Annotated in this window: 23 protein-coding genes; 6 read left to right on the forward strand and 17 right to left on the reverse strand. The window is 38.2% G+C overall.

The window, feature by feature from the left end; all coding sequences use genetic code 11:
- Positions 1–44: 44 nt before the first annotated feature.
- Positions 45–1268 carry an exo-beta-N-acetylmuramidase NamZ family protein gene (locus OQ5_RS0101360; protein ID WP_016775765.1) on the forward strand — a complete coding sequence of 408 codons (1224 nt, stop codon included), beginning with the start codon at positions 45–47 and terminating at the stop codon, positions 1266–1268.
- Positions 1269–2600: 1332 nt separating this feature from the next.
- Here the strand turns inward: OQ5_RS0101360 and OQ5_RS0101370 are convergent.
- Positions 2601–3308, reverse strand: a complete 708-nt coding sequence (locus OQ5_RS0101370; protein ID WP_016775767.1) for a hypothetical protein — start codon at positions 3306–3308, stop codon at positions 2601–2603.
- A gap of 575 nt (positions 3309–3883) precedes the next feature.
- Between OQ5_RS0101370 and OQ5_RS0101380 the strand changes: the two genes are divergently transcribed.
- Genes OQ5_RS0101380 through OQ5_RS0101390 form a run of 3 tightly spaced genes read left to right on the forward strand, consistent with a single transcriptional unit; the run spans position 3884 to position 6654 of the window.
- A complete protein-coding gene (locus OQ5_RS0101380) occupies positions 3884–4306 on the forward strand; it encodes a very short patch repair endonuclease (protein WP_016775769.1) in 423 nt (140 codons plus the stop codon).
- Positions 4299–5489, forward strand: a complete 1191-nt coding sequence (gene dcm, locus OQ5_RS0101385; protein ID WP_016775770.1) for a DNA (cytosine-5-)-methyltransferase — start codon at positions 4299–4301, stop codon at positions 5487–5489. The genes OQ5_RS0101380 and dcm overlap by 8 nt, the downstream gene beginning before the upstream one ends.
- A complete protein-coding gene (locus OQ5_RS0101390; RefSeq protein WP_016775771.1) occupies positions 5479–6654 on the forward strand; it encodes a type II restriction endonuclease in 1176 nt (391 codons plus the stop codon). The genes dcm and OQ5_RS0101390 overlap by 11 nt, the downstream gene beginning before the upstream one ends.
- Positions 6655–6806: 152 nt before the next feature.
- Here the strand turns inward: OQ5_RS0101390 and OQ5_RS22215 are convergent, their stop codons facing one another.
- The 10 genes from OQ5_RS22215 to OQ5_RS0101445 all read right to left on the reverse strand — a co-directional run bounded on the left by OQ5_RS22215 (position 6807) and on the right by OQ5_RS0101445 (position 16909).
- Positions 6807–7100 (reverse strand): SOS response-associated peptidase family protein, encoded by a 294-nt coding sequence (locus OQ5_RS22215; protein WP_016775772.1) that lies wholly within the window; start codon positions 7098–7100, stop codon positions 6807–6809.
- A gap of 502 nt (positions 7101–7602) precedes the next feature.
- Complete coding sequence (locus tag OQ5_RS0101400) at positions 7603–8613, reverse strand: type II toxin-antitoxin system antitoxin SocA domain-containing protein (protein WP_016775773.1); 1011 nt, start codon at positions 8611–8613, stop codon at positions 7603–7605.
- A gap of 319 nt (positions 8614–8932) precedes the next feature.
- Positions 8933–9286, reverse strand: a complete 354-nt coding sequence (locus tag OQ5_RS0101405; RefSeq protein ID WP_016775774.1) for a type II toxin-antitoxin system MqsR family toxin — start codon at positions 9284–9286, stop codon at positions 8933–8935.
- 478 nt (positions 9287–9764) lie between these two features.
- Complete coding sequence (locus tag OQ5_RS19915; RefSeq protein ID WP_016775776.1) at positions 9765–10073, reverse strand: hypothetical protein; 309 nt, start codon at positions 10071–10073, stop codon at positions 9765–9767.
- Positions 10070–10930 carry an HAD family hydrolase gene (locus OQ5_RS0101420; RefSeq protein ID WP_016775777.1) on the reverse strand — a complete coding sequence of 287 codons (861 nt, stop codon included), beginning with the start codon at positions 10928–10930 and terminating at the stop codon, positions 10070–10072. Before OQ5_RS0101420 ends, OQ5_RS19915 begins: the two co-directional genes overlap by 4 nt.
- Before the next feature lie 6 nt (positions 10931–10936).
- Positions 10937–11167 (reverse strand): DUF2188 domain-containing protein, encoded by a 231-nt coding sequence (locus OQ5_RS0101425; RefSeq protein ID WP_016775778.1) that lies wholly within the window; start codon positions 11165–11167, stop codon positions 10937–10939.
- A 92-nt stretch (positions 11168–11259) separates the two neighbouring features.
- The gene (locus OQ5_RS0101430) at positions 11260–13341 is read right to left on the reverse strand and encodes a site-specific DNA-methyltransferase (protein ID WP_016775779.1); all 2082 of its coding nucleotides are present in this window, start codon (positions 13339–13341) and stop codon (positions 11260–11262) included.
- Positions 13342–13474: 133 nt separating this feature from the next.
- Positions 13475–13936, reverse strand: a complete 462-nt coding sequence (gene tnpA, locus OQ5_RS0101435; protein WP_016775780.1) for an IS200/IS605 family transposase — start codon at positions 13934–13936, stop codon at positions 13475–13477.
- Between the two features lie 5 nt (positions 13937–13941).
- Positions 13942–16602: a DEAD/DEAH box helicase family protein gene (locus OQ5_RS0101440; protein WP_016775781.1), complete on the reverse strand. Its 2661-nt coding sequence runs from the start codon at positions 16600–16602 to the stop codon at positions 13942–13944.
- Between the two features lie 97 nt (positions 16603–16699).
- Positions 16700–16909, reverse strand: coding sequence for a hypothetical protein (locus OQ5_RS0101445; RefSeq protein WP_016775782.1), 210 nt, complete (start codon positions 16907–16909; stop codon positions 16700–16702).
- A gap of 728 nt (positions 16910–17637) precedes the next feature.
- Here OQ5_RS0101445 and OQ5_RS0101455 point away from each other — a divergent pair.
- Positions 17638–17874 carry a hypothetical protein gene (locus OQ5_RS0101455; protein WP_016775784.1) on the forward strand — a complete coding sequence of 79 codons (237 nt, stop codon included), beginning with the start codon at positions 17638–17640 and terminating at the stop codon, positions 17872–17874.
- Positions 17864–18190, forward strand: coding sequence for a type II toxin-antitoxin system RelE/ParE family toxin (locus OQ5_RS0101460; protein WP_016775785.1), 327 nt, complete (start codon positions 17864–17866; stop codon positions 18188–18190). The genes OQ5_RS0101455 and OQ5_RS0101460 overlap by 11 nt, the downstream gene beginning before the upstream one ends.
- Positions 18191–18568: 378 nt before the next feature.
- Here the strand turns inward: OQ5_RS0101460 and OQ5_RS0101465 are convergent, their stop codons facing one another.
- The 6 genes from OQ5_RS0101465 to OQ5_RS25180 form a co-directional block, all read right to left on the reverse strand.
- Positions 18569–18907: a HepT-like ribonuclease domain-containing protein gene (locus OQ5_RS0101465; protein WP_016775786.1), complete on the reverse strand. Its 339-nt coding sequence runs from the start codon at positions 18905–18907 to the stop codon at positions 18569–18571.
- A complete protein-coding gene (locus OQ5_RS0101470) occupies positions 18897–19205 on the reverse strand; it encodes a nucleotidyltransferase family protein (protein ID WP_026055064.1) in 309 nt (102 codons plus the stop codon). Before OQ5_RS0101470 ends, OQ5_RS0101465 begins: the two co-directional genes overlap by 11 nt.
- A 125-nt stretch (positions 19206–19330) precedes the next feature.
- Positions 19331–20032, reverse strand: a complete 702-nt coding sequence (locus tag OQ5_RS0101475; protein WP_016775788.1) for an HAD family hydrolase — start codon at positions 20030–20032, stop codon at positions 19331–19333.
- Between the two features lie 87 nt (positions 20033–20119).
- Positions 20120–21229, reverse strand: a complete 1110-nt coding sequence (locus OQ5_RS0101480; protein ID WP_016775789.1) for an acyltransferase family protein — start codon at positions 21227–21229, stop codon at positions 20120–20122.
- A 600-nt stretch (positions 21230–21829) separates the two neighbouring features.
- The gene (locus OQ5_RS19920; protein WP_369688181.1) at positions 21830–22849 is read right to left on the reverse strand and encodes a sodium:solute symporter family transporter; all 1020 of its coding nucleotides are present in this window, start codon (positions 22847–22849) and stop codon (positions 21830–21832) included.
- Complete coding sequence (locus tag OQ5_RS25180) at positions 22801–23268, reverse strand: sodium:solute symporter family transporter (protein ID WP_369688182.1); 468 nt, start codon at positions 23266–23268, stop codon at positions 22801–22803. Before OQ5_RS25180 ends, OQ5_RS19920 begins: the two co-directional genes overlap by 49 nt.
- Positions 23269–23280 lie beyond the last annotated feature (12 nt).

Genomic DNA, 23280 nt, shown 5'->3' on the forward strand with positions numbered 1-23280 from the left:
AACGCACTCATTTATTAAATGCCCCCCTAAAAAAGACCTAAATCATGAAAAAAATAGCATTCATTGTTCTCGCATCCCTGTTTTTCACAACCCATGCCCAGGTAAAAACTGGTATTGAAGTTTTAAAAAATCAAAATTTCGAACCATTAGCCGGAAAGAAAGTCGGACTGATCACAAATCCGACAGGAGTAGATACCCGGCTCAACTCTACCATTGACATTCTCTTTGCTGCACCACAGGTCGACCTGGTGGCCCTGTACGGTCCGGAGCACGGCGTGAGAGGCAATGTTGCTGCCGGAGAAAAGATTGATAATCTGACCGATCCTGCAACAGGAATACCGGTTTTCAGCCTGTACGGCAAAACAAGAAAACCAACTCCGGAAATGCTGAAAGACATAGATGTGCTGGTATATGACATCCAGGACATAGGCTCCCGCTCCTATACCTACATTAGCACACTCGGGCTGGCCATGGAGGCTGCCGCGGAAAACAATATTGAATTTGTTGTACTGGACCGCCCCAACCCTCTGGGAGGCAACAAATTTGAAGGACCTCTGACCGAACCGGAATTCACATCATTTGTCAGTCAGTTTCCCATCACTTATGTTCATGGCTTCACGGTTGGTGAACTGGCCACTTACATCAACAACAATAAGCTGCTGCCCGGCGGACTGCAATGCGACCTGTCCGTGGTAAAGATGGAAGGCTGGAAGCGAGACATGAACTTTGAAGAAACCGGACTGCCCTGGGTTCCGTCGTCACCTCATATTCCTCATGCACATTCGGCCTACTACTACCCGGTTTCCGGTATTCTGGGCGAATTGTACGTTTATAATATAGGTGTTGGATATACTTTACCGTTTCAGCTATTCGGGGCCGACTGGCTCAATGCAGACCAACTGGCAAAGAACCTGAACAAACTCGAACTGCCGGGTGTCATCTTCCGGCCGGTTTATTTCAAGCCATACTACAGCACTTACAAAGGCGAAGAAATTGAAGGGGTACAGGTTCACCTTATCGACATTGAAAAAGCGCCTTTGTCGTTGATTCAGTTTTATGTTCTCCAGGAGGCTTACCGGATGAATCCCGATAAAAACGTCTTTGAATTGTGTAATCCGGCCCGGCTTAGCATGTTCGACAAGGTTTGCGGAACCGATAAGGTGCGAAAGGCTTTCACCGAAAATTTCCGCGTAGATGATATGACCGGTATATGGACAAAAGATGTTGAAAAGTTCAGAAAAAAGGCTGAAAAGAGCTTTTTGTATTAAGGAATAATCAAACGCGTAGGTGCGGCGCAAAGATTTTTATGTTTCTATAAGGACACGGTGGGTGTCTGAAAAGTGAAAAACGGGCAGAGTTGGAAAAATCCTTATTCAATGCTGGTCTATAAACTCAATAGATCGTTAGATTTTAGATATAAGTAATTTAGTCAATAGTCAATAGTCAATAGTCAATAGTCAATAGCAATGTTTTAGAGGTACTGACATATTCAGGAAGCTGACAAAAGTGCATAAATAACATGTTTTGGGCACTTTGTGGTTTTTGTTATATATAAGATGGTTTTAACAACCTTGATATACTGCATTTTAACAAACCAACCTCTTTAGATGCAAACATTTGGCTTGCAGCGTATTGCAAAAGTTTAACGGAGTATTGTAAACTTGCAAAAAATTTTTTCAGTTTGTGTGTCTGTCCAGAAAGTGTCATTTACAAGGCTTGCGAAGCCGCCAAAAACGGAGTTTACTTTTCGTAAATGAGTATTTTGGCGACGAGCGTAACGCAGCAAATGGTACTTTATGGACAGACACTTCCCTGTTTTTTCCCAAAAAACGCATTAATATGTACAGGTTACACCCATTCCACAATCGGGTTAGACGCATTTCGTTGTCTGGGTTGACGCATTTCGTTGTCTGGGTTGACGTGTTAATATTTACCGGTTGGACGCATTTTTAAACAGCTTGGACGCATTTTATTAACATTTATAAAACCAGTTAGACGCATTTTATTAAAACCGGTTAGACGCACGGCCGTGCGTCTCTACACGTTGTGTAAAACACAACAATTTTGGGGCATTTAATCATCCACCCGGTTATTGAATTCATCTTTGAGCCCGGTCTAAAAAGCATTTTTATTCCAATTTTGCGGATTTTGGATGATATAATTTTTAATTTTCAAATATTCCTCTCTGTTTCTGATTACATGGTCATGATAATTGGATTAAAAAAAATGGTTGTTTTTTGTAAAGCGGTGGGTATTTCCGCCTGGCGCTGACGATTTGCGCGAGAAAAAACCGCAACAGTAAGTCTGAACTAAGTCGTTCATTAAATAGGCCGTTTAAAAACAACTAAGGAAAGGGAGAAAACGACTAAACGTTCAAGAAAACGGCTAAGGACAAGGAGAAAACGGCTAAAAACCGGGAAAAAATGACTAAGGACACCAAAAACCAGCTAAGGACAGGAAGAAAATAACTAAGGACAGGAAGAAAATGACTAAGAAGGGGTCAGAAAACGACTAAGGAGGATGGAAAAACGACTAAAAAAGGCTGTCTCTGAAAACCGGAAGTTTTCACTGAACAGCCTTTTATTGGCCTAACCGATCCGTCAAGTGTTGTATCTCTTAATATATCGACTCACATAGCCCCGTTTTCTTTCATCATTTCTCCAGAAAACATATTGCCCGTGCAATCGGATCTCATCTACAGCCTGTTTCATATAAGTATAGGCTTTGTCGCGCAAAACTTTGGAGTCGGCAGTTTCGAAACGTTCACCGTTGGCTTTAGCCAGAACAACAGCAAGAATATCGGACCACTCCCTGGCTTTTTCCAGCTCGTTCCAGTCGAACGATATGGCATCCAGCAAGGGCTTGTTTGCAATGCCAAGATGATAAAGGTCTTTCAGATCCTGAATCATATCGGCATTACTTCCGCCTTCGGCAATGGCACGAACTTTATTAACAAGGTCAGGATATTTACGGAAAGCATGAAAAAAATGATGTACCAGCACATCCCGTAATTCAAAGGCATCGCCCGATTTTTCTTTCCATTCTTTTCCTGCTTCTTCCATAGTTTGAAAATCGCGCTGCCAAATAGCTTGTGCATAACGGCAGGCTCCTGCCCGGGCAGGGAGTTCAGTCACATATTGCCAGTCTAAACCGGCTTTTTCCAATAGTTCTTTGTCTTGCAGACACCACTGATACAGGTCTTCTGCTTCCTGAACTGCAACATCGACCGGCATATTGGGTTCCTTTACTTCTGCCGGCTTAATAGCCTCAATTGAGGGTTTCAGAGTCTCAAAATCTTGTTTTGACATAATGAATAAGTTTAGTGGTTAAGGATAATAAGCGTCAGGGTTATTATCCAAATAATAAAAATTGACATAAAATTATAACCCTAATTCAAAAAAATCAAGAAAAATAAATTATAAAAATCTGTCATACAATATTATATATGTTTGAAGCATCAATAAACACAAGCATTAAAAGAAAATAATATTGAAAGAAAAATAAAAGTCTGTTATTCATCAGTATAAGATTAGTCGAAATTATTGGCCTGATGGAACTCGCATGATTGGGTTTATACATGTTCTCTCGTGACAAACCCTGGCATGCACGTTTCATTCTTTTATTTATGATTAAAAAAGAAGGAAGGATAATGATGAAGAAATGGAAAACTGTGCCATGCCCGTCTCTGCTATGAGAATTTGGCTGCCTTTTGAATCATTGATTTTGACACATGGACATCAGGGGCCCTCGCTAACACGGGTTTGTCGCTGGTTCTGCCGCTTTGGTTACAAAGAAATTCGCCCTTGGGGAGTTTCGAAACGCATGTTCAGATAACAGATAATAAAAATATTCCTTTGAAAGACAAAATTCCTATATTTGTTTTATGGATGTTTTAACACCGGAACAAAGAAGAAAAAACATGCAGGCAATAAAAAGCAAAAAAACAAAAATTGAAGAATTGCTTGCGAAAAAGTTATGGAATAAAGGATATAGATATAGAAGAAATAATAAATCTGTTTTTGGTAAACCGGATTTTACATTTAGAAAATATAAAATAGCAATATTTTGCGATAGCGAATCCTTTCATGGAAAAGACTGGGAAGCACAAAAGCATAAAATAAAAACAAACACCAGGTTTTGGCAAGAAAAAATTAAAAATAATATTCAACGGGACAAGATAGTTAATAAAACACTAAAAGAAAACGGATGGAAAGTAATCCGTTTTTGGGGAGAGGATATAAAGAAAAATATAGATTTTTGTATTGCGCAAATAGAAACTGAATTAGAGAAACGAAAAAATGTTTAAGTATTCTGACTTAAGGGAAGATATAAAAATTCATCCATTAAAGGATGATGACAATTTACAAGCCTATGCTACTCACTACCTTCACAACTTAAATAATGGAGTAGCACACTATTTTCAAGAACCTGCCATTAAATATCTTTCAAAATTAAATTTCAGTAACGAAATTTTTACCCAACAAAAAATTAGTTTTAGCTGGGATATACCTTTCCCGCCACCAAAGAATGCTAAGTTTAAATTCATAGATCTGTTTGCAGGTATTGGAGGGATCAGACTGGCATATCAGAAAGCAGGTGGAAAATGTGTCTTCTCTTCTGAGTATGACAAATTTGCAAAAGTGACTTATGAAGCTAATTTCGGCGAAGTTCCTTTTGGGGATATAACAAAAATTGATGAAAAAAATATACCAGGCCATGATGTGCTCTTAGCCGGATTTCCCTGTCAACCTTTTTCCATTGCAGGGGTCTCAAAAAAAAATAGTTTGGGGAAAAAACACGGATTCCTTGACGAAACACAGGGAACTCTCTTCTTCGATATAGCCAGAATTTTAAAGGAGAAACGGCCAAAAGCCTTTATGCTGGAAAATGTAAAAAACTTAGCAGCCCATGATAAAGGAAGGACTTTCAATATTATACGTAAAACTCTTGAGGAATTAAATTACTCAATTCATTATAAAATCTTAGACGGAAAGCATTTTGTACCTCAACACAGGGAAAGAATTGTAATAACCGGATTCGACAAAAACATTTTTCACGGAAAAGAAGATTTCAAATTTCCTAAACTGCCAAAACCGAAGAAAAAAATACAAGATATTCTGGAAAAAAATGTTGACCCTAAATATACTCTGTCTGATAAATTGTGGAGTTATCTTAAAAGTTACGCCGCAAAGCATAAAGCCAAGGGAAATGGTTTTGGGTTTGGAATGGTCGATTTAAATGGTATAAGTCGAACAATTAGTGCCAGATATTATAAAGATGGTTCAGAAATCTTAATTCCTCAGGAGAATTTCAATCCAAGAAGATTAACTCCAAGAGAATGTGCAAGACTTCAGGGATTTCCTGACAATTTCATAATTCCGGTTTCAGATAATCAAGCTTATCGACAATTTGGCAATTCTGTTGTAACACCTTTAATGTATGCAGTCGCAAAACAAGTCGTTAAAGTATTAGACTCGTATGACAGATAATATTCTATCCACAGCCATACAAACATGCACTGAGAGTAAGATAGCCTTTTGTAAGTTTATAACTGCAAATGACACAGGGGCTACAGGAGGCCATCAAGCTGGTTTTCATATCAATAAAAATGCGTGGAGATTATTTTTTGATACTCCTGGTGAGAAAGGAAAAAACAAAGATATATTTGTGAAAATAAGGTGGCAAAACGATTTTGAAACTGAAAGCCGCTTTATTTATTATGGCGTAGGAACAAGAAATGAATACAGATTAACAAGGTTTGGCCGGGGATTTCCGTTTTTGCATGAAAACAATATTGGAGATTTACTAATACTCGCAAAAAAGGATGATAAACTATATGACGGATTCGTCCTTTCCGGGGATTTAGAAATTGAAGAATTTTTTAGTTCATTTGGCATAACATCCACAGAAACAAATGGCATACTCCCACGTACAACTGAAATTTCGGTTGAAGAAAAATTTCACCAATTATTTGAAAAATTCATCTCAACGTTAAAAGTTGATTTTCCTACAACATCAATCTTAGCTCAAGGTGCAAGAAATATATTTTTTGAGGCATTCCACTTGTCTAAAGATGTAGTATTAGAAAAACCCGACAGGCACATACTGAATTGGATATCGACAGAATACGATTTATTTAAAGCAATTGAGAACAACAGATACAAATCAATAATAAAAACCCCCTTCCCTTCCGTTGACGCTCTGATCAACATCGCTAATACTATATTAAACAGAAGAAAATCAAGAGCTGGAAAATCTTTGGAACACCACTTAGCTGAAGTCTTTAATATCTGGGAACTTTCTTATGCTTCACAACCCCAAACGGAAGATAAGAAAAAACCTGATTTTATATTTCCAGATATAAAATCTTATTACAAAGAACCAAAAGGCAGTAATAAACTTATTTTTCTTGGCGCCAAAACAACCTGTAAAGACAGATGGAGACAAATTATAGCTGAAGCAGATAAAATTCCTCAAAAACACTTATTCACTTTGCAACAAGGGATTTCTAAAAACCAACTTAAAGAAATGAAATCATCAGGAGTTACATTAGTTGTCCCGAAAGATTATTTGTCAAGCTTTCCTGTCGAAAACCGGAATGAAATTTGGACTCTTGAGAAATTTTTAAAATATGTGAAATCAACACAGGTTTAGCTTTGAAAATAAAATGTGCCCCTGAAAAATCCAGGTTATTGAAAATGAGATTTCGCACTGCGTTACCAATGACAGATTCTTCAAATAAAATAAAAATCAACCTGTTGATAGTTTTCTCTTTCAGTAAATTAACATTTCTGTACTCAATGGTACTATGCACCAAAGTTTTTTGGGCAGGTTCTCAGAATGACTTGTCGACTTTTCTGAATCAACAACTTATATTTATTCAGAATTAACGGCATTCTTTTCTTAGTGTACCAGATTTGACTCATTAACTCGTTAGCGGCAGTTGTGAAAATGGTATAGGTATTAAAAACTTCACCTGTGGATTTGTTGGTCCAGATATTCCGGAGGCCGGCAAAAGCGAAGGCTTCTTCGCCGGAGAGGGTAAGAAAGTAGTTTTGTCTGGATTTCCCTTTTGGGTCGTGCCATTTCCTTTCGAACAAAGAAATTAAAGATGCGGCTGCTTGCTTATTAATCAGCTCTTCTATGTTATGAGTGCAGTCTGAAAAGCATCTTATATCTTTTATCTAAAAATCTCATGATCTATTGATTTACAGGTGCAAACATTTTTAAAGATTTGCATGAATAACCTTGCACCTTAAATGGAATTATGCGACATAGATGGTTCATTATTAATTATTTAAGTGTCTTTCAACAAATCCTGATTAAGAAATAGTCAGGCACTACTTCCTGCAATATTACCATGTAGCTTTTGGCTTTGTACCAAAAATAATCACGAATATTACCATTGCTTTCCCTGAATTAAAAAGGAGTAATTACAGGCTGATATTAATTAGTGCCTGTCTATAAAGCAGGAAAAGTTTCCTACTTATCATGTGTCTGTTCAGAAAGTGCCAGCTGCAAGGCTTGCGAAGTCCGAAAATACGGAGTTTACTCATCGTAAATGAGTAATTTTCGGACGAGCGTAACACAGCAAATGGTACTTTATGGACAGACACTAATTAAATCAAAACCATACGAATAATCAATTACACTTCTTTTTTCGTGGTTCTCAATCCATCCTTTTCCCTGATGGCTGGTTTCAATAATTTCTTTGGTTGTGGCTTTTTCAAATTTATTGGCCACCAGATTTAAAATTTTGAGTTCCCTTTCAGAGAAGGCCTCTTCACGGAATTTTGAACCTGGCGCCGGAAGAAACTGCTCTCCCGTACCTCCATCGGGAAAATTTTGATAGAAAATCTCAATTTTGTTATTGTTTTCCAGAAATTCGAAAATGCTGTTGAATTTTACCGGCACCGGCCCCATGGGTATGGCCTGATATTTCATGCCCGAAATTGAAAACGCTGTTTGCTGAAACATGGCAAAATCGGCATAAAACAAGAGTTTGTTCAGCTTGGTTTTCCATGGTTTCAGCTTTTCTGAAAAAAACAGGACCATTTCAGAAAATTTATCAAGGTCCGGGATTTTATAGCCCGTAAAAGAACCGGGTAATAAAGAATCAAAAAGATAGGCTTCAAACTGGCGTTTAAATTTTTCTTTTTTCTGTTCTTCAATGAGTTTTTCTATGTTTCGATTTAATTTTTCTTTGAAGGAGGAACCTAAAGCTCCGTTAATATTGACCAGTTTTCTTAATTCGCGGGGATCTTCTACAAGTTGAATCAAGCGGGCATTTGATTGACTGGGAACTTCTCCTTTTTCGTATTGACGATAGTTGTTAATGCCAAAACCCAGGATTTCAGACATTTTATTTCCCGAAACATGGTATTTTTCTCTTATGGCTTTGATTTTTTCAGGAAACGGGATGCTGTATTTTACCCTGTATTGGTTAACCAACTGATTGTAATTGAGGTTAACGAGGTCCTCATCTTCAAACTGTTCTCCTGTATCATCACATTTGTAAAAATGGAACAGCACTCTGAATTCTTCTTTTCGAAAACTCATGGTTCTCCATTCTTTCACGATGTTCATAGGTTTGCCTGTAAACGGACTTTTCATTCGTATAAAATTAGTCTAAGTTAGGGTCTGCTGAAAAAGTCAGCAGCCCCGACTCTTTATTTCTTTTTTATTGTTCTTTTTGGCATTGCCCCAAAAAGGAACCAAAAAGGTCTAGTCCGTTTAAACCTATCAACCCGCGTCAGGCTTAATTTCCGGCCATTGCACCAGGCCTTGAAAGTCGCCCATTAAGCCTTCCCGCCAACCGCCGGCCCGGAAAACGGACAGGCCACCGCGCCTTTTGAACAGTGAATCTCATTTAATCACAAAAGAATCTTTCAGTCAGCAGGTTGTTTTACAATTTTCCTTCTCAGGTGCAGGCTTAATTTAAGGTTTGCAAAAAAATAGAGTGTTCGGCAATATGAAAAGACATACAAACCGGGTTGTTGTTTTCGCTTCCCATGCTGATTTTGATGTAACCCTCCTTTTTCTTTACTTTTTTGCCAAATACCCACATGGGCAGTATTCCATGCATTTTTTCCTCTAATGGTCCCTGTGAATAATCTTCGGCTTTAAGGGATTCTATAATTTCAATTCTCTGGTTAGGGGAAATTTCCAAATCGTGAAGCGCTTGTTGGTTTTTTCCACGGTTATCGAGAAACAAAACACCAAAGATGCTGATCTTGAATTTGATATCTTTTAAATAAGATTCTACTTCAGTTTTGGTTACTATCATGTAATCGGTGTAAATTTACAATCTGCGTTTTTAAAATACAATAAAAAAGTGTTAATTTGAAGCATTTTATTTTGTTTATGTGATTTTAAAGTTGTTTTTTATCAAACTAACAGCTTGCATATATCGGGAAACCGATGCTTGTCCATACCCGGTATAATAAATTATGATGTTGTTTTGATTGTCCATAGTGGTAATTTTTTTCGTACTAACAAGAACCCTTAAGTTTCCTTAGTGACTTCTGCTGCTTCTACTTTTTTTGAACCACATTTTGGATGTTTAACTTATTTTTAACCATTCTGTCTTTACAAAGTGTGAGATTTGGCATAATTTTGTAGTTGTCATTGCTCACTTGAGTAAAGGACCTGGTTGGCCGCGTTACCGTAAATGCGGTTTTTAAATTATAAAATATATTCAAAATATCTCATCAACCATCCGAAAGGTGTAAGCGTTGAAGGAGTAACGAAGCCGTTAAGTGAACTTAGCGGCTTCTGTCGTTATAATGCGCCCATTCTTTTAATAGCTTCCGCTTTTTATGATTTCTTTCGACGAGATAAGCAGTCCATGGTAAAATATATTTGCCCCGGTCTTCCAAAACTACCAGATAGTTTTCTTCTTCGTGAAAAAGAAGAATTCTGTTTTTAGTTCCGCCTTTTCCTCTCCTTATATTTCGCCAAACTTTAAGAGTGGGATGATCTGAAGAATCGATTATGGGCCGCGGCCACCCGATTCTTTCCATTCTTCGCAAATCGGGATTTCTTTCTGATTCAATGTCGCCACTGTGGGTCACAATCTAAATCCTTTCATGTATTCTTCATGTTGAATTTTATCGATGATCCCTTTTACCATTCTATCGATTGGGCTATTATTTCGGTAGTCTGCCCTGGCAATAAAATTTACCCGACCATCGTCGATTAAATGCTTTGACTTACTTTTTGCACCACGAGCATTGGGTCTGTATACTGCAATCGAATAACCGCCTCTGTCTTTAACCAAACGGAAACACGGGATATCTGTATCACCATCACCGATATATATCATATTGCTAAAAGGAATCGGGCGTTTTTCTTCAGGAACATATCTGTTTATGTTACTGTCGCTAACGTCCAGATATCCTTTGTTAATTCTGAACAGATATTGAGTTTTAGTTGTATAATTTATTGCAAGAGCAGGCCATACTGCAATCCCGTGATGGTCATAAAAAAAAGATGAAGCATAAATCTCCTTAAATTTTTTGGCAATTTTTGTCCCTTCAATCATCTCCCTTATTCCCGAAGAAACAATATAATGTTCCACCTTTAAACCGCTTTCTTTACCGTATTGATCAATCCTGTCAAACCAACCATTTTCCCTGGTTCCATTATTTTCATAGGGTAATATCCCTTCAAAAAATGATAGCTTCTTTCCAAAAGCCTTAAAATCATTTTTGGTGACTTTAACAGAGGATGCATTAGCCTTATCCAGCATAAGCTTCATATACATCAAAATATTATCGGCCTTATGGGAAGATGTTAGCTCGGAAACCTCCTTCCAAAATGCATCTGTATTGGTTCCAACAGCAGGAATAAAATCTCTTTCCTGCATATTCCCATGCGCCAGCGTTCCGTCGAAATCGTATATTATAGCAAATGGAATTTTCTTTTTCATTATAAATTAACCTTTTGGCGGATAGGGATCATTGCCATAACTATTCCTGGCTCTTATTTTGCCATCTCTCCCTTTTAAATAAGCTTCAGACCCAGCTCCCCGAGCTAATCTGCGTGCTTCTTTCCATGCACTACCCTGAGTGGAGTGAACAGATAAAGCCCTGGATGTGCCGGACTTTTTCACGGTCCAACTTCCATCTGGCCTCTTACATGTCCAATAATCATTCCCTAGTGCCATAACGATTATTTTTTTAGTTTAACAATCCTGATTAAATAACCTCAATCATTTCACATGTTGTGTTTTTAGTTGCCTGTTTGCAAGAGCAGGTGCTATATTTTAATTTCCACAATTTTACTGGTATCAATCCCCAAAATATCAACTACTTTTACCATTATTTTGTAAGTTCCCGATTTTTCATATTCATGAGGAGTGCTGATAAATTCCAGATTTGGATTTTTCCTGGTACGGAAACTTTGCCATTCGTTCTCAAAAAGGTAATTGCCGGTCCATTTTTCTTCTATTTCCCCGTTTTCGTTGTGCACCTTAATAATTTCCTTTTTGTCTTCATAGTTGAAATCAATGGCCCAGTAGTCGATCCAGTCGTACCAGTTTTCGGTTAACACCGTTCTGGTAAATATGCCATTTTTATCTTTCTGAATTTTTATGATCTGGCCATCTTCTATAATAACTTTGCTGCCTGCCCGCATAGATTGTTGAATGTCTTCAATGTCGTCTTGCGTGTAGTGGGTTACAAAATCGGTTAATTCAACTGTAACAGTTTTCCCCTTTATTTTTTCTTTTGTATTCAGATAGGCAACATCGTAGAATCTTGCCTGACCTTTTTCAACTACTCTCTTATCAAACACATCTTTGGGAATATATTTAAGAGTAATGGCAACTCCCTTTTCTTTCAGCTCCTGAATAAACTGAGGCGTCAGGCCCATTTCAAACTCAAATGCCAAAACATCAACCTGTGTGTAGAGTTTTTGACGACACTCCTCAAAAATATCCAGCAAACGACTTTGCGTGATAGGAACATCCAGGGGGCCTACATGAACAAAACGGCCGGCTTTACTACCGTGAAGGGTACTGTGCCCTTCAACCCGTTTTGCTTTGTAAGCGTCCAGTATTAAGTCGATGTACAAATCTTCCTTTGCTTTCCTTTTTCCGTTGCTGAGGTCGTCCATAAAAAACTGACGCTCGTACTTACCAAGGTTTAAAATTTCAAAAGCCCTGAAACTCTTACCGCTTTGTTGCAGCTCACGCTGCACGTTAATCATGCGCTTTCGGGTGGTATGGATGGCAAAGCGACCTAAATCGGTGGCGATCCATTTTCGCCCTAATTTTTCTGTAACAGCAGCCGTGGTGCCACTACCGCAGAAAAAGTCGGCAACCAAATCGCCCTCGTTACTGCTGGCTTTTATGATACGTTCTAATAGTGCTTCGGGTTTTTGAGTGGGATAATTTAAGTATTCTAAAGAAGTCGCATCTTGTTGGAATGATTTAATGTCCGACCATACATCTGGAACAGAAATTCCTTTTAGTTCATCAAGATATTGTTTTACACCGCTTCCTCTATCATCTCTATAAGCTCTTCCATCTTTATCAATTTTTTTAAATCTTCCTTTGTATTCTTCAGAATAGGGTAAATATTGCTTATTAAATATTCGACTACTTGATTTTGAATAAAACAATATTGTATCGTGACTTCTTATAAAATTATTTACGGCACTTTTATAACCTGATTTAGTGTCAAAAAACCAAATAATTTCTCTTTGAAAGTTATCAAGTCCAAAAACATCGTCACAGATCAACCTCATTATAGGAGAAACTCTCCAATCGATATGCACATAAATACTCCCATCCTCAGACAATAAATTGTGCATCAACTTCAAACGTTCATACATCATAGTTAAGTACGAAGATATCCCTTTGCCCCATGTATCGCGGTAAGCAATTTCTTCAATAACACTTTGTTTTTTTTCGGCGGTTTCGCCATTTATCTGAATATCAAAACTAAAGTCAGAACCTACGGCAAAAGGCGGATCGATGTAGATGAGTTTAATTCCACCCTCTTTTTCAATCTCTTCACGCACAGGGCCGTTTGCAAGCGATGAAAGAATAAGTTTATTATCGCCCCATATCAGCTTGTTCGTCCATCCTTTTAGTTGTCGTCCGCGAAAATCGGTTTCAAACAGGCTGGTTTGTGGCTTATCAGCTTCTTTACGGGGTTCATCAATGTGTTCAATACTGTGGAAAGGCAACGCAACATTGGTAACATCCTCTTTACGGCCATTCCAGAAAAGAAAAACATCTTCTTCGTCGGAAAACAGTTTGTAGATGTATTCTTTAGGCAGTTTTTCGCCTGCTTTAATCAGTTCAATAATTTTTGTTTTATCTGTGTCGTTCATGTTTTATTTTTTTAATCCCGAAGGGATTGCATGTTTATAGCAAAGTGATTTACAAAATGGTGTTCGACCCCGAAGGGGTCGCATGATTGTTGTATTGTCTCCATTTCTATAAACATTTGAACCCTTCGGGTTCTTACCTAATCCATTCGAATAAATATTCATTTTTAAATTCGATATTAAACTTTTCCAAAAACTCCAAATATTCTTCTTTAAATGTCTTTTTCTTATGATGTTCCTTTTGTTTTTCAATATACCTTATAACTGCATCTAAATTTGAATGACTGTAAGAAAACGCCCCAAAACCTTCCTGCCATTGGAAATTGAATCTTGAAAATTTTTTCTCTTTTATAAAACTATTCGATGATTTTTTAATCTCACGTACCAAATCAGATAAACAACAAGAAGGCTTCATTCCGATAAGAAAATGAATATGGTCTGGCATTCCGTTAATAGATAGCATTTTTTGGTCTTTGTTACTTACAATTCCTGAAATGTATTTATACAATTCTTCTTCCCAATTTTTATGGATAAGGCTTTCTCTTCCTTTCACGGCAAAAACCACCTGAATATATATTTGTGAAAATGTACCGGGCATAATTTTTACACTACATTAAATAATTGTGTAATATCGTTGAACGATTTTAAATCGTTTTTTATGTCTTCCCATTTTTCCTGTTTCACATAAACGGGCGTATAGGTATAATCCTTTTGAGCCGAATTTACATCATTGCACCAGGAATAAAGTCTTTTGATTTTACGCAGATCGTCCACTTCTTCACGACCTTTTGTCTCTACCATATAGAAAGTATCGGCCCGGGTTTTAACAAAAAAGTCGGGATAATATTCCCGGATATTTCCGTCTTCGGCCTGATATTCCATTTTGAAGTTAACACCACCTTCGCCCATGGTGTTTTTGGCGTAGGAAACAACATCGTCAAAACGGTTTTCTAAAAAGGCAGCAAATTCAAGTTCAAAGGGATTATCCCCGATTATAATATTGAAAACCGATTTTTTAGGAATAATATACGACTGAGCTTCGGCAATTTTAGGATTGGTTTGTCTAAGTGAAATATAATTTTTGACTTCAGCCGATCCTTTATCGGTAACGGTTAGTTCATTGATGGCTTCTTTGAAGGTAGATTTAATAATATCTTTAGGTTTGGCTTCCGAAAGATTTCTTAATACCTGTGGGTCGGCAAGTTCCACTTCTTCCGTAAAGAGTTTGTATTTAATAAAGCTCTCTACTTTGGGATACAAAATATCAAACCCGGTAACGAGTCGGCTCTCTTTCAATATGGCTGATGTGAAAAAACCTATAACATTCCGATAATCAGGGATGGTGTCTTTGAAAACAGTTTTATGTGAAAACTCCCCTTCAATATCGGTGAAAACAATTTCTTTCAATTCATCATCAGTAAAAGTTTTCAGCTTTACTTTTGGATTATCGAATTTTCCAACATCAATGCGATCAAGATTTTTAAATTCCCGGTGAATTCTGGGGCTCATTTGTGGTAGAGGAATATCCAGTTCCTCCATGTCTTTGTTTGGATTATCCTTGTCCACCTCCACAATGACGGGCGATTTGCCTCTTGATCCTTTCCCCATAGGGCTGTATTGGAATTCAACCCCTTCGGTTTTAAGACTTTCTACAAATTCCAGGAAGGCAGTAGTTCCAACCACAACCAGATTTTCCGGGGTTTCGATAGAAAACATTTTTCTCAGCCCCCGACCGATTGTCTGTTCCGGTAATATTTGAGATTTTGCTCCAAACGGGCGAAGACCCACAACAGTAGACACATTCCTAACATCCCATCCCTCGCGGAGCATTAAAACCGAAACAACAGCTTTGTAGGGTGAATTGTCTTTGTCAATATCATCAGCTGCTTTCCTGAGTTTGTCCAATTCTTCCCGGTCTTTTTTCGATTTAGCAGTTTCCTTAATTTCTCCGGAGTTATTGGTATGAATGGTCAGTACCGCATTCTTCATTTTTGGATAACTGGTTTCCAAAAATTCAGCCGCCTGGTCAGCTTCTTTGGTATTGGTAGTCATCACAAAAAGAATGGGTGTTTTTTCCTTTTTAAGATTTTCATATTGTTTTTCCCATTCCAGATATCCCAGATGAATAAAATCTCTGTACCGCTCAATAAAATCAGAAGAGTCCTTTTCCTGAATTTTTAGTCTGGAAGCTTCATCAGGCAATACAGGCGCTTTTACAACATTTTGCCTGATGGCTTCAACCAAAGGATAATCGCAAATAGTCTGAACAAAAATTGCCCCGTTATTATGTTTGGGCGTAGCAGAAAAGTCAGTCTGAAGGGCAATGCCATTACCTGTTTTCAGTTTTAGCTTATTACTGATGTCCTCAATGCTTCTAAACCAGGCTAAAGAACTGTCATGTATGTGATGAGCTTCATCGTTGAGCACCACCAGATCTTTAATGGCATCGCTTCGAAGAACTTTCCCCAAATCAAGCCCCCTGGAAACATCTGCATCCGGTTTAGGTTTTATTCCCAAAAAAATATCTTCGAAACTTTGTTCAGATTCTTCATTCAGAAATACTCGGTGAATATTTGTGAGGAAAATATTCCCTGATTTAGTTATTGGTTTTAGCTCGTCCTGTATGTGTAGCGTTAGTTGAAAGTCATTTTGCCAGTCTTTTTCATCAAAACCATTTTCAGGAACAAAGGGCTCCTCAAAAAACATTTTCAAACCGGCAAAATCTTTAAGCAGCCGGTTAAGAACAATAATGTTGGGAGCTATTACCAGAAAATTTTTCGAAAGCGGACTGTCTGGTTCGTAAAGTTTATGAAAATAACTCCACACAAGGGTCAGTCCCATCACTTTGGTTTTACCTGCTCCGGTAGCCATTTTAATAACATATCTGGTCCAGTTTTCATCAAACATACCGGCACTCACCCTTTGTGAAGAATCAAAACGCATCAATTCATATTTGTCTCTCGCTTTTGCCACTTCGTACAGATAGATTATTGATTCAATGGCTTCACGTTGCGAAAAGAAAAAACTGAATTTTGACTGTCTGATAATGTGTTCCCGGTTAAACCAGAAATTCATCAAAGATTTTGATGTTTGAGAAGCACCCTCATAACCAGCTTCCCGCCATTTTTCAACGGCCAATCTGATTTTGTGAACTAAAGGAGGTAAAAGCTTTTCATAAGCACTTTGAAAAGCATCCATCTGATTTTGGTCAGGGGCCCATCTTTCATCAGGCCTTAATATTTGAAATGGATTAGAAAACTTCATTCTACCGTAAATTTTAAAACGACAAAATAATATTTTTTTGCGAAAGTACATCGCTAAGAATTTTTACATAATGAAAGCCTCACAAAGAGTGAAACCATCACTTAATGATAACCCGGAATTTTTTCAACTCATCCGAATTGTCATATTCGGCACTGCCCAGTTTGATCAGGTCTGAAAAATTTTCATATCCGTTCTCCGGAAGTATGTAATCGAGTTCTTCCGTTTCCGGGGTAAAAGAAGGAAGTTTTCGTTTAAAAAAATCGCGGATGTTATCGTTCGAGATGTTTTGGACGAGTTGTTCAATCATGAAAAGGGGTGTTTTTTATGTTTGGTGGATAAAGGTTATCAAAAATATGAATTTTTTGACGCAAGAAGAAAAGAGATGAGTTTATCTAGGGCGGAAAGTTTTTGAAACAGGTTTAACGCATTTTATCATTCCCAAACGCACCTCGTAGATACGCACCGCCGGGCGTATTTCCTGTTTTTTTTACGCGTATTTTCCTGTTTTTTCACGTGGGTATTCCCCTGTTTTTTCACATTCGTATTTCCCTGTTATTTCCCTGTTTTTTTCACCTACGTATTCCCCCATTTTTCCCAAAAACGCGTTAATATTTACGGGTTGAACGCATTATATATTGCGAGGTTAGATGTATTTTTTTAACAGGTTGGACACATTTTTAAAGGGAAGACGAGACTGTCTAAAAACAGCGTGTCATGAGAATGACTTCCATTAGGGTTCAGCAATTCAACAATAAATCTGGAAAATCTTTTAGTGCATTTTGACACCATTTTGTACCTTCAAATGTAAAGAACAGTGAACAGATGGTTTGGAAATCCTTATCGTTGTAAGGATTAGAGCCTGTCGCTGTGGAGCAGGCCAAATATTAGACTTTTATGACAACATTTTTGTTTATTTGTCCATAAGTGAAGTGTTTTTGCCGGTCAGAATTTTCTCCTAATTCTGAAACTATGGCTCATGGATTGATTTTTGTTGTAAAATCAATAAATTTGTATTGATGTAAAACCAAATTAATTATGAATCTGCAATATATTTCTGACAGTAAAGGGCGTCATACAGGGGTTTTTATCCCAATTGAAGACTGGGAGAAAATAAAAACCCAGTTAGACAATTCTGAATTGAGGGATGATGTACACGAACCTTCAAAAGATTACATTTTAAAGGGTTTGGAAGATGCCCTGGACGAGGTGAAAAAGTATGAACAAGGCTCAGTACAGTTAAATTCTGCCAGAGATTTATTGAATGAATTATAAAGTTCTTTATACTAACACTTTCAAGCGTGAGTTAAAAAGGCTCAGTAAAAAATACGTCTCTCTGAAGTCGGATTTTGAAAATTTGCTTGAAAAACTAGAAAAAGAACCTTTCCAGGGTAAACCGCTTGGTAATAATTGTTTTAAAGTCCGGCTGGCCATTAAATCTAAACACAAAGGTAAATCTGGTGGTGCCCGGGTAATAATTTATATTAGAATCGTTCATAATGAGTTGATTTTATTAACTGTCTATGATAAATCAGAAAAGAGCAATATATCTCAAAAAGAATTAGATGAAATTATAAAAAATAAAATGTAAAAATGGTTGTTTTTTCACGATCACTTGCCTCTTGGTTTTTCTGGTAAAACAGTCGGCATAGTCAAGTGGTTGTCATGCCTGTAAAGAAACAACGTTGAGCGGAGTTTTATAAACGGAATGAGAAAAGCTATCTTCGCCTTATTCGTAATAATTTTAGTTAATCCATGAGTTCCGGTGGCCGGAAAAAGCGAAGGCTTCTTCGCCAGAGAGAGTTAGAAAGTATTTTTGTCTGGATTTCCCTTTCGGGTTTGGCCATTTCCATTCGAACAAAGAAATTAAAGAAGAGCGGCGCCTGGTTTCGCTACCTTGCATGCAAAGAAATCGCCTGTTCCGACAGACAAACAGGTTTTTTACGGAATGGCAAAAGCTATTTTTATGTTATTCGGAATCGAGTATTTCACTAATTTCTTTTTTGAGAAGTGGAAGGTGTCGAACAATAGCCCCCCAAATAATGCTATCATCAATTTTATCATAACCGTGAATAACATGATTACGCATACTAATAATTTTCTTCTTACTTGTAATTTGAATGTCCGGGTTAAGTTTATTAATGCGATTCATCGCTTCGCCAATTATTTCAAATTCTCTTTCAATGGCGCGTCTTAACATTTTATTGGAGGAATATATGGTGAAATCTCTTTTATCTCCTAAGTAATCTTCTATTGATGAGACAGCTTTATTTATATCAAAAAGATATTTTTTTATCTCATTGTCCATAAAGTCGTGTTTTTGTTTTATTAAGAGAATCAATGAAATAAGGATTTGACAAAGATTTGTCGGTAACTAAATCAACCGGACGTTGAAAAAGATTTTCGAATTGGTCAACTAAGTCTAAATAAGCATCTGCATAATCTGCATAATCCATGGGGAGGAAGGATATAAGAAGGTCTATATCACTTTTTTTATCATCGAAGTCATTAGTGCAAACAGAACCAAAAGCATAAAGCTCTTTCACATTGTACGCCTGGCACAATGCGTTTATTTTATCCATGTTGTTAGAAATAAGGCGGTTCATTTTAAAGAATCTTTGATCTGCTTTGGTTACTAATGTATAACTTGTTTTTTGGTTGAGCAAATTAATAAAATAGAATACAGTCTAAGAAGCATCTTTATTGCCAAACTCTGTGTTTTATCCCCCTCTTATTCCACCCCCAGCAATGGCAGCAACTCCCCCAGGTGCGTTATCTCCTCAAAATTCTCCAGGTTTTCGGGTTGCTCCACTTCTTCGAGGGCCCAGGTGATATGGTAGGGGACATAAACGGCATAGCCACCAATGCCTACGACGGGGATAATATCTGATTTCAGAGAATTGCCGATCATCAGGAAATCCCGGGGTTCGATATCGAGGTGCGCAAGGAGTTTACGGTAGTTGTCTTCTTTTTTATCGCTCATCACTTCCACATGGTGGAAACACTTCTCCAGTCCCGATTTGGCAAGTTTGCGTTCCTGATCGAGGAGGTCGCCTTTGGTCGCTACAATCAGCTTATAATTTTGTTTTTGAAGTTTTTCCAGCACCGGACGCACGCCGTCAAGAAGCTCCACGGGTTTTTGCAAGAGCTCTTTTCCCATATCCATAATCTGTGCAATAACCGATTGGTCAATGGAGTGGTTACTTACGTGCAAGGCGGTTTCAATCATCGACAAAACAAATCCTTTCAGACCATAACCGTAAAGTTTAAGATTTTTGATTTCTGTTTTCATGAGAGCGCCGGAGATATCTTCCTCCGGGCCATACGCGGAAAGCAGGCGGCAATAGTCACTTTCCAGATTACGGAAGTTGGGCTCGTTCACCCAGAGGGTATCATCGGCATCGAAAGCAATCACTTTGAAATCTTTCTTCATATCAGATTTAATTTTCCCATGTTTTCATTGAATGAGGGCTTCACCTGGTGTGAAACCCTCACTATAGGGGAAACAAAAAAGTTCCTGTTATACTTTAATGAATATTCGTTTTTTGTAGAGGATATATCCGATGAGCCAGAAGAAAAAGATGTGTGTCAACGCATAGAGCAGTGATCCGTTCATGTTTCCGGCCAGCGGGACAAAGATATTCTGATAGAGCCAGGTGCTGCCTCTTACCACCGTTCCATCGGCGGTTTCAATTTTAATGAGCATACCCAAAGTACGCGCCCACAATCCTGACAGGGCATAAATAAACAGCGGGTTCATCCCGAAGACCACAAAGAAGGACGTCCACTTTTTGTACCCTTTAACATCGATAATGAATATCAACAAAGCAAAAACCAAAGCTGCCAGTCCTGCGGTATAGAGAACATAAGAGCTTGTCCAGAGCGGTTTATTGACAGGAAACACAAATCCCCAGAGCCGGCCGATAATGGTAACTACAACACCATACAAAGCAAGCCTTGCAGGTAATTTGGCTTTTTCGGTATTACTTATAAAAACACCCGTCAGATATCCCAGCAAAACGGTAACAACGGCAGGGATAGTACTCAGCAATCCTTCCGGGTCAAACGGGATCCCAAATCCGGTGTAGAGATGCTGTTCTCCCAGAATGGCTGCATCGAACGGAATAGTGATATTGCCTTCCAGGCTGTAAGGATCGTCGCCGCCAAACCAGGCTAAAATTCCCCAGTAAACCAGTAAAATAGCCAATCCCAGATACGGAATGTACTTTCGTTTCATGGAAAGCACTATCAGTGAAGCAAAACCATAAGCCAGAGCTATTCTTTGAAGTACCCCCATAATACGGAGCGAACTGTAATCGGTCATCCATTGCGGGAATGAATTCAGGAAAAGTCCGATGGCAAAGATCAGCAAAGTCCGTCTTCCCAGACGGTTAAAGGATGCTTTATTGAGCGTATTGCCGTATTTGGCAAAAGAGAAAAACATAGAAACACCAACCACAAAAAGAAAGAAAGGGAAAACCAGGTCGGTAGGTGTGCAGCCGTGCCAACTGGAATGGCGAAGCGGTGCATAAACATATTGCCAGCTGCCCGGTGTATTTACCGTTATCATCAAAGCGATGGTCATACCCCGAAGGACGTCGAGTGCCAGGTATCTTTCAGATTTTTTCATAGATTAAATCAATTAACAGATTGTTAGAATGTTAGAATGTTAGATTGTTAGGTTGTTAGGTTGTTAGGTTGTTAGTACCTTACCCCTGATTTTGTTGTATTTTTTGGCAAAATATTGTCATTAGTCATTGGTAATTAGTCATTAGTCATTGGTAATTGGTCATTGATAATTGGTTATTGATAATTGGTCATTGATAATTGATATTAGTGCTCTATCACCGCTCCGCGGTTAATTGTTACTGAATTTATTGGTAATGTTACCGCTCTGTTACCGCTCCGCGGTTTTAGTATTATCACAATTAATAGCCGCGGAGCGGCGACAGAACGGTAGAATTATGTAAAAAGAAAAACAAAAAGCTGCGGAGCTGCGACAGATAATGTATAAATTTGTTTGGTTCTGGTTTATCCAGGTTAGGTTTGTTAGGTTTGTTAGGTTTGTTAGGTTGTTAGTTTGTTAGGTTGTTAGGTTGTTAGGTTTAAGATGATTTATATAATACTGATATACTGAATTTTAATATACAAAACCTTTTAATCATTATCAATTGGTTACAACACCACAACACTCTCATAAAAGAAACTTTGCGCCATTGCGTCTCTGTGTTTAATCCTTTTTCCTGGAAAAAATCCACAATCCCGCAAACACCAAAAAACCATTTAAAAGTAATAATTCAAATCCAAACTGATACCCCCCAAGCCATCTTTCGGAGTTGCTGCTGATAATATAGCACAAAACCGGAGACAAAACACTGATGTAAGGGACGTAACGGTCATGGGTGCTCCTCTTTGTCAAAATTCCGAAAGTGAACAATCCCAGCAGGGGGCCGTAAGTGTAACCGGCCGCTGTGAAAACAGAATTAACAACACTTTCGTCATTAATGATGCGGAACAAAACAATCACCAAAAACATTATAAATGAAAAGGTGATGTGTACTCTGATCCTTGTTTTTTCGGTGGAGGGTAATTTCGGATTGACCTTAAGAAAATCGATACAAAAAGCGGTGGTAAGTGCTGTTAACGATGAATCGGCACTCGAATAGGCAGCTGCGGTAATTCCCAGAAGGAAGAAAACGCCGACAGCTGTCCCAAAATATTTTATAGCCAGCAGGGGAAACATATCATCTGTACGTTCAGGAATACCAATTCCCATTTGTTCGGCATAATGATAAAGCAATACACCCAATCCCAGAAACAACAAATTGGTAGCTACAAAAGAGAAGCTAAACCAAAAAAGATTCTTCTGAGCCTCTTTCTGGTTCTTACAGGTCAGATTTTTCTGCATCATGTTCTGATCCAGACCAGTCATCACTATGGTAATGCCAATACCTGCAATAAACTGCTTGAAGAAATTAGTTCCCGATTGCCAGTTCCAGTCGAACACTTTACTATAAGGATGATTGCTAATGGTTGCAACCATCTCGCCAAATCCCATATCCAACTGATTAAGCACAACCACAATTGTCACAATTACTGAAACAAGTATAAACAGTGTCTGTAAGGTATCGGTCCATACCACGGTTTTTATCCCTGCTTTAAAAGTGTACAGCCATATAAGTGTTATAGTGGTTAGCACAGTTACCCAGAAAGGAACGCCCAAAGCATCGAAAAATGATATTTGCAGCACCCCGGCCACGAGGTAGAGCCGGAATGAAGCCCCGATAGTCTGGGAAAGTATGAAGAAAAAGAACCGGTTTTGTACGAACGAAGACCAAACCGCTGATCAAGATAAGTATAAATGGATACCAGGTTTCGCTTGTAATAAAGGGGCAACAAAACCAACGCAATAATCCAGTAACCGACAAAATTGCCCAAAATAAACTGAAAATAACTCCATGCACTGCTCCCTACCTCCCCGGGAACTGAAATAAATGTAACACCGGATATTGTGGCACCAATCATCCCGAACGCTACCAGGTACCATGGCGATTTTCGGTTGCCGGTAAAAAATGTTTCGCTGTCGCTGTTACGCGACGAAAACCACGAAATAAGAAAAAGCGCGGTAAAAAAACCGAGAATAACTAACAATACAAGTGTTGTGCTCATCTGTATTTTCTT

This window comes from Anaerophaga thermohalophila str. Valhall (assembly GCF_000250735.1).
GTDB lineage: Bacteria > Bacteroidota > Bacteroidia > Bacteroidales > Marinilabiliaceae > Anaerophaga > Anaerophaga thermohalophila_A.

What these genes read in the sequence shown, in the direction of transcription:
- tnpA (WP_016775780.1), bottom strand. Translation starts at nt 13,936, where the DNA reads ATGCCCGGTACATTTTCACAAATATATATTCAGGTGGTTTTTGCCGTG.
- OQ5_RS0101430 (WP_016775779.1), bottom strand. Translation starts at nt 13,341, where the DNA reads ATGAACGACACAGATAAAACAAAAATTATTGAACTGATTAAAGCAGGC.
- OQ5_RS0101380 (WP_016775769.1), top strand. Translation starts at nt 3,884, where the DNA reads ATGGATGTTTTAACACCGGAACAAAGAAGAAAAAACATGCAGGCAATA.
- dcm (WP_016775770.1), top strand. Translation starts at nt 4,299, where the DNA reads ATGTTTAAGTATTCTGACTTAAGGGAAGATATAAAAATTCATCCATTA.
- OQ5_RS0101390 (WP_016775771.1), top strand. Translation starts at nt 5,479, where the DNA reads ATGACAGATAATATTCTATCCACAGCCATACAAACATGCACTGAGAGT.
- OQ5_RS0101465 (WP_016775786.1), bottom strand. Translation starts at nt 18,907, where the DNA reads ATGGACAATGAGATAAAAAAATATCTTTTTGATATAAATAAAGCTGTC.
- OQ5_RS0101370 (WP_016775767.1), bottom strand. Translation starts at nt 3,308, where the DNA reads ATGTCAAAACAAGATTTTGAGACTCTGAAACCCTCAATTGAGGCTATT.
- OQ5_RS0101455 (WP_016775784.1), top strand. Translation starts at nt 17,638, where the DNA reads ATGAATCTGCAATATATTTCTGACAGTAAAGGGCGTCATACAGGGGTT.
- OQ5_RS0101440 (WP_016775781.1), bottom strand. Translation starts at nt 16,602, where the DNA reads ATGAAGTTTTCTAATCCATTTCAAATATTAAGGCCTGATGAAAGATGG.
- OQ5_RS0101420 (WP_016775777.1), bottom strand. Translation starts at nt 10,930, where the DNA reads ATGAAAAAGAAAATTCCATTTGCTATAATATACGATTTCGACGGAACG.
- OQ5_RS0101360 (WP_016775765.1), top strand. Translation starts at nt 45, where the DNA reads ATGAAAAAAATAGCATTCATTGTTCTCGCATCCCTGTTTTTCACAACC.
- OQ5_RS0101425 (WP_016775778.1), bottom strand. Translation starts at nt 11,167, where the DNA reads ATGGCACTAGGGAATGATTATTGGACATGTAAGAGGCCAGATGGAAGT.
- OQ5_RS0101480 (WP_016775789.1), bottom strand. Translation starts at nt 21,229, where the DNA reads ATGAAAAAATCTGAAAGATACCTGGCACTCGACGTCCTTCGGGGTATG.
- OQ5_RS0101460 (WP_016775785.1), top strand. Translation starts at nt 17,864, where the DNA reads ATGAATTATAAAGTTCTTTATACTAACACTTTCAAGCGTGAGTTAAAA.
- OQ5_RS0101470 (WP_026055064.1), bottom strand. Translation starts at nt 19,205, where the DNA reads ATGAACCGCCTTATTTCTAACAACATGGATAAAATAAACGCATTGTGC.
- OQ5_RS25180 (WP_369688182.1), bottom strand. Translation starts at nt 23,268, where the DNA reads ATGAGCACAACACTTGTATTGTTAGTTATTCTCGGTTTTTTTACCGCG.
- OQ5_RS0101400 (WP_016775773.1), bottom strand. Translation starts at nt 8,613, where the DNA reads ATGAAAAGTCCGTTTACAGGCAAACCTATGAACATCGTGAAAGAATGG.
- OQ5_RS0101445 (WP_016775782.1), bottom strand. Translation starts at nt 16,909, where the DNA reads ATGATTGAACAACTCGTCCAAAACATCTCGAACGATAACATCCGCGAT.
- OQ5_RS0101475 (WP_016775788.1), bottom strand. Translation starts at nt 20,032, where the DNA reads ATGAAGAAAGATTTCAAAGTGATTGCTTTCGATGCCGATGATACCCTC.
- OQ5_RS0101405 (WP_016775774.1), bottom strand. Translation starts at nt 9,286, where the DNA reads ATGATAGTAACCAAAACTGAAGTAGAATCTTATTTAAAAGATATCAAA.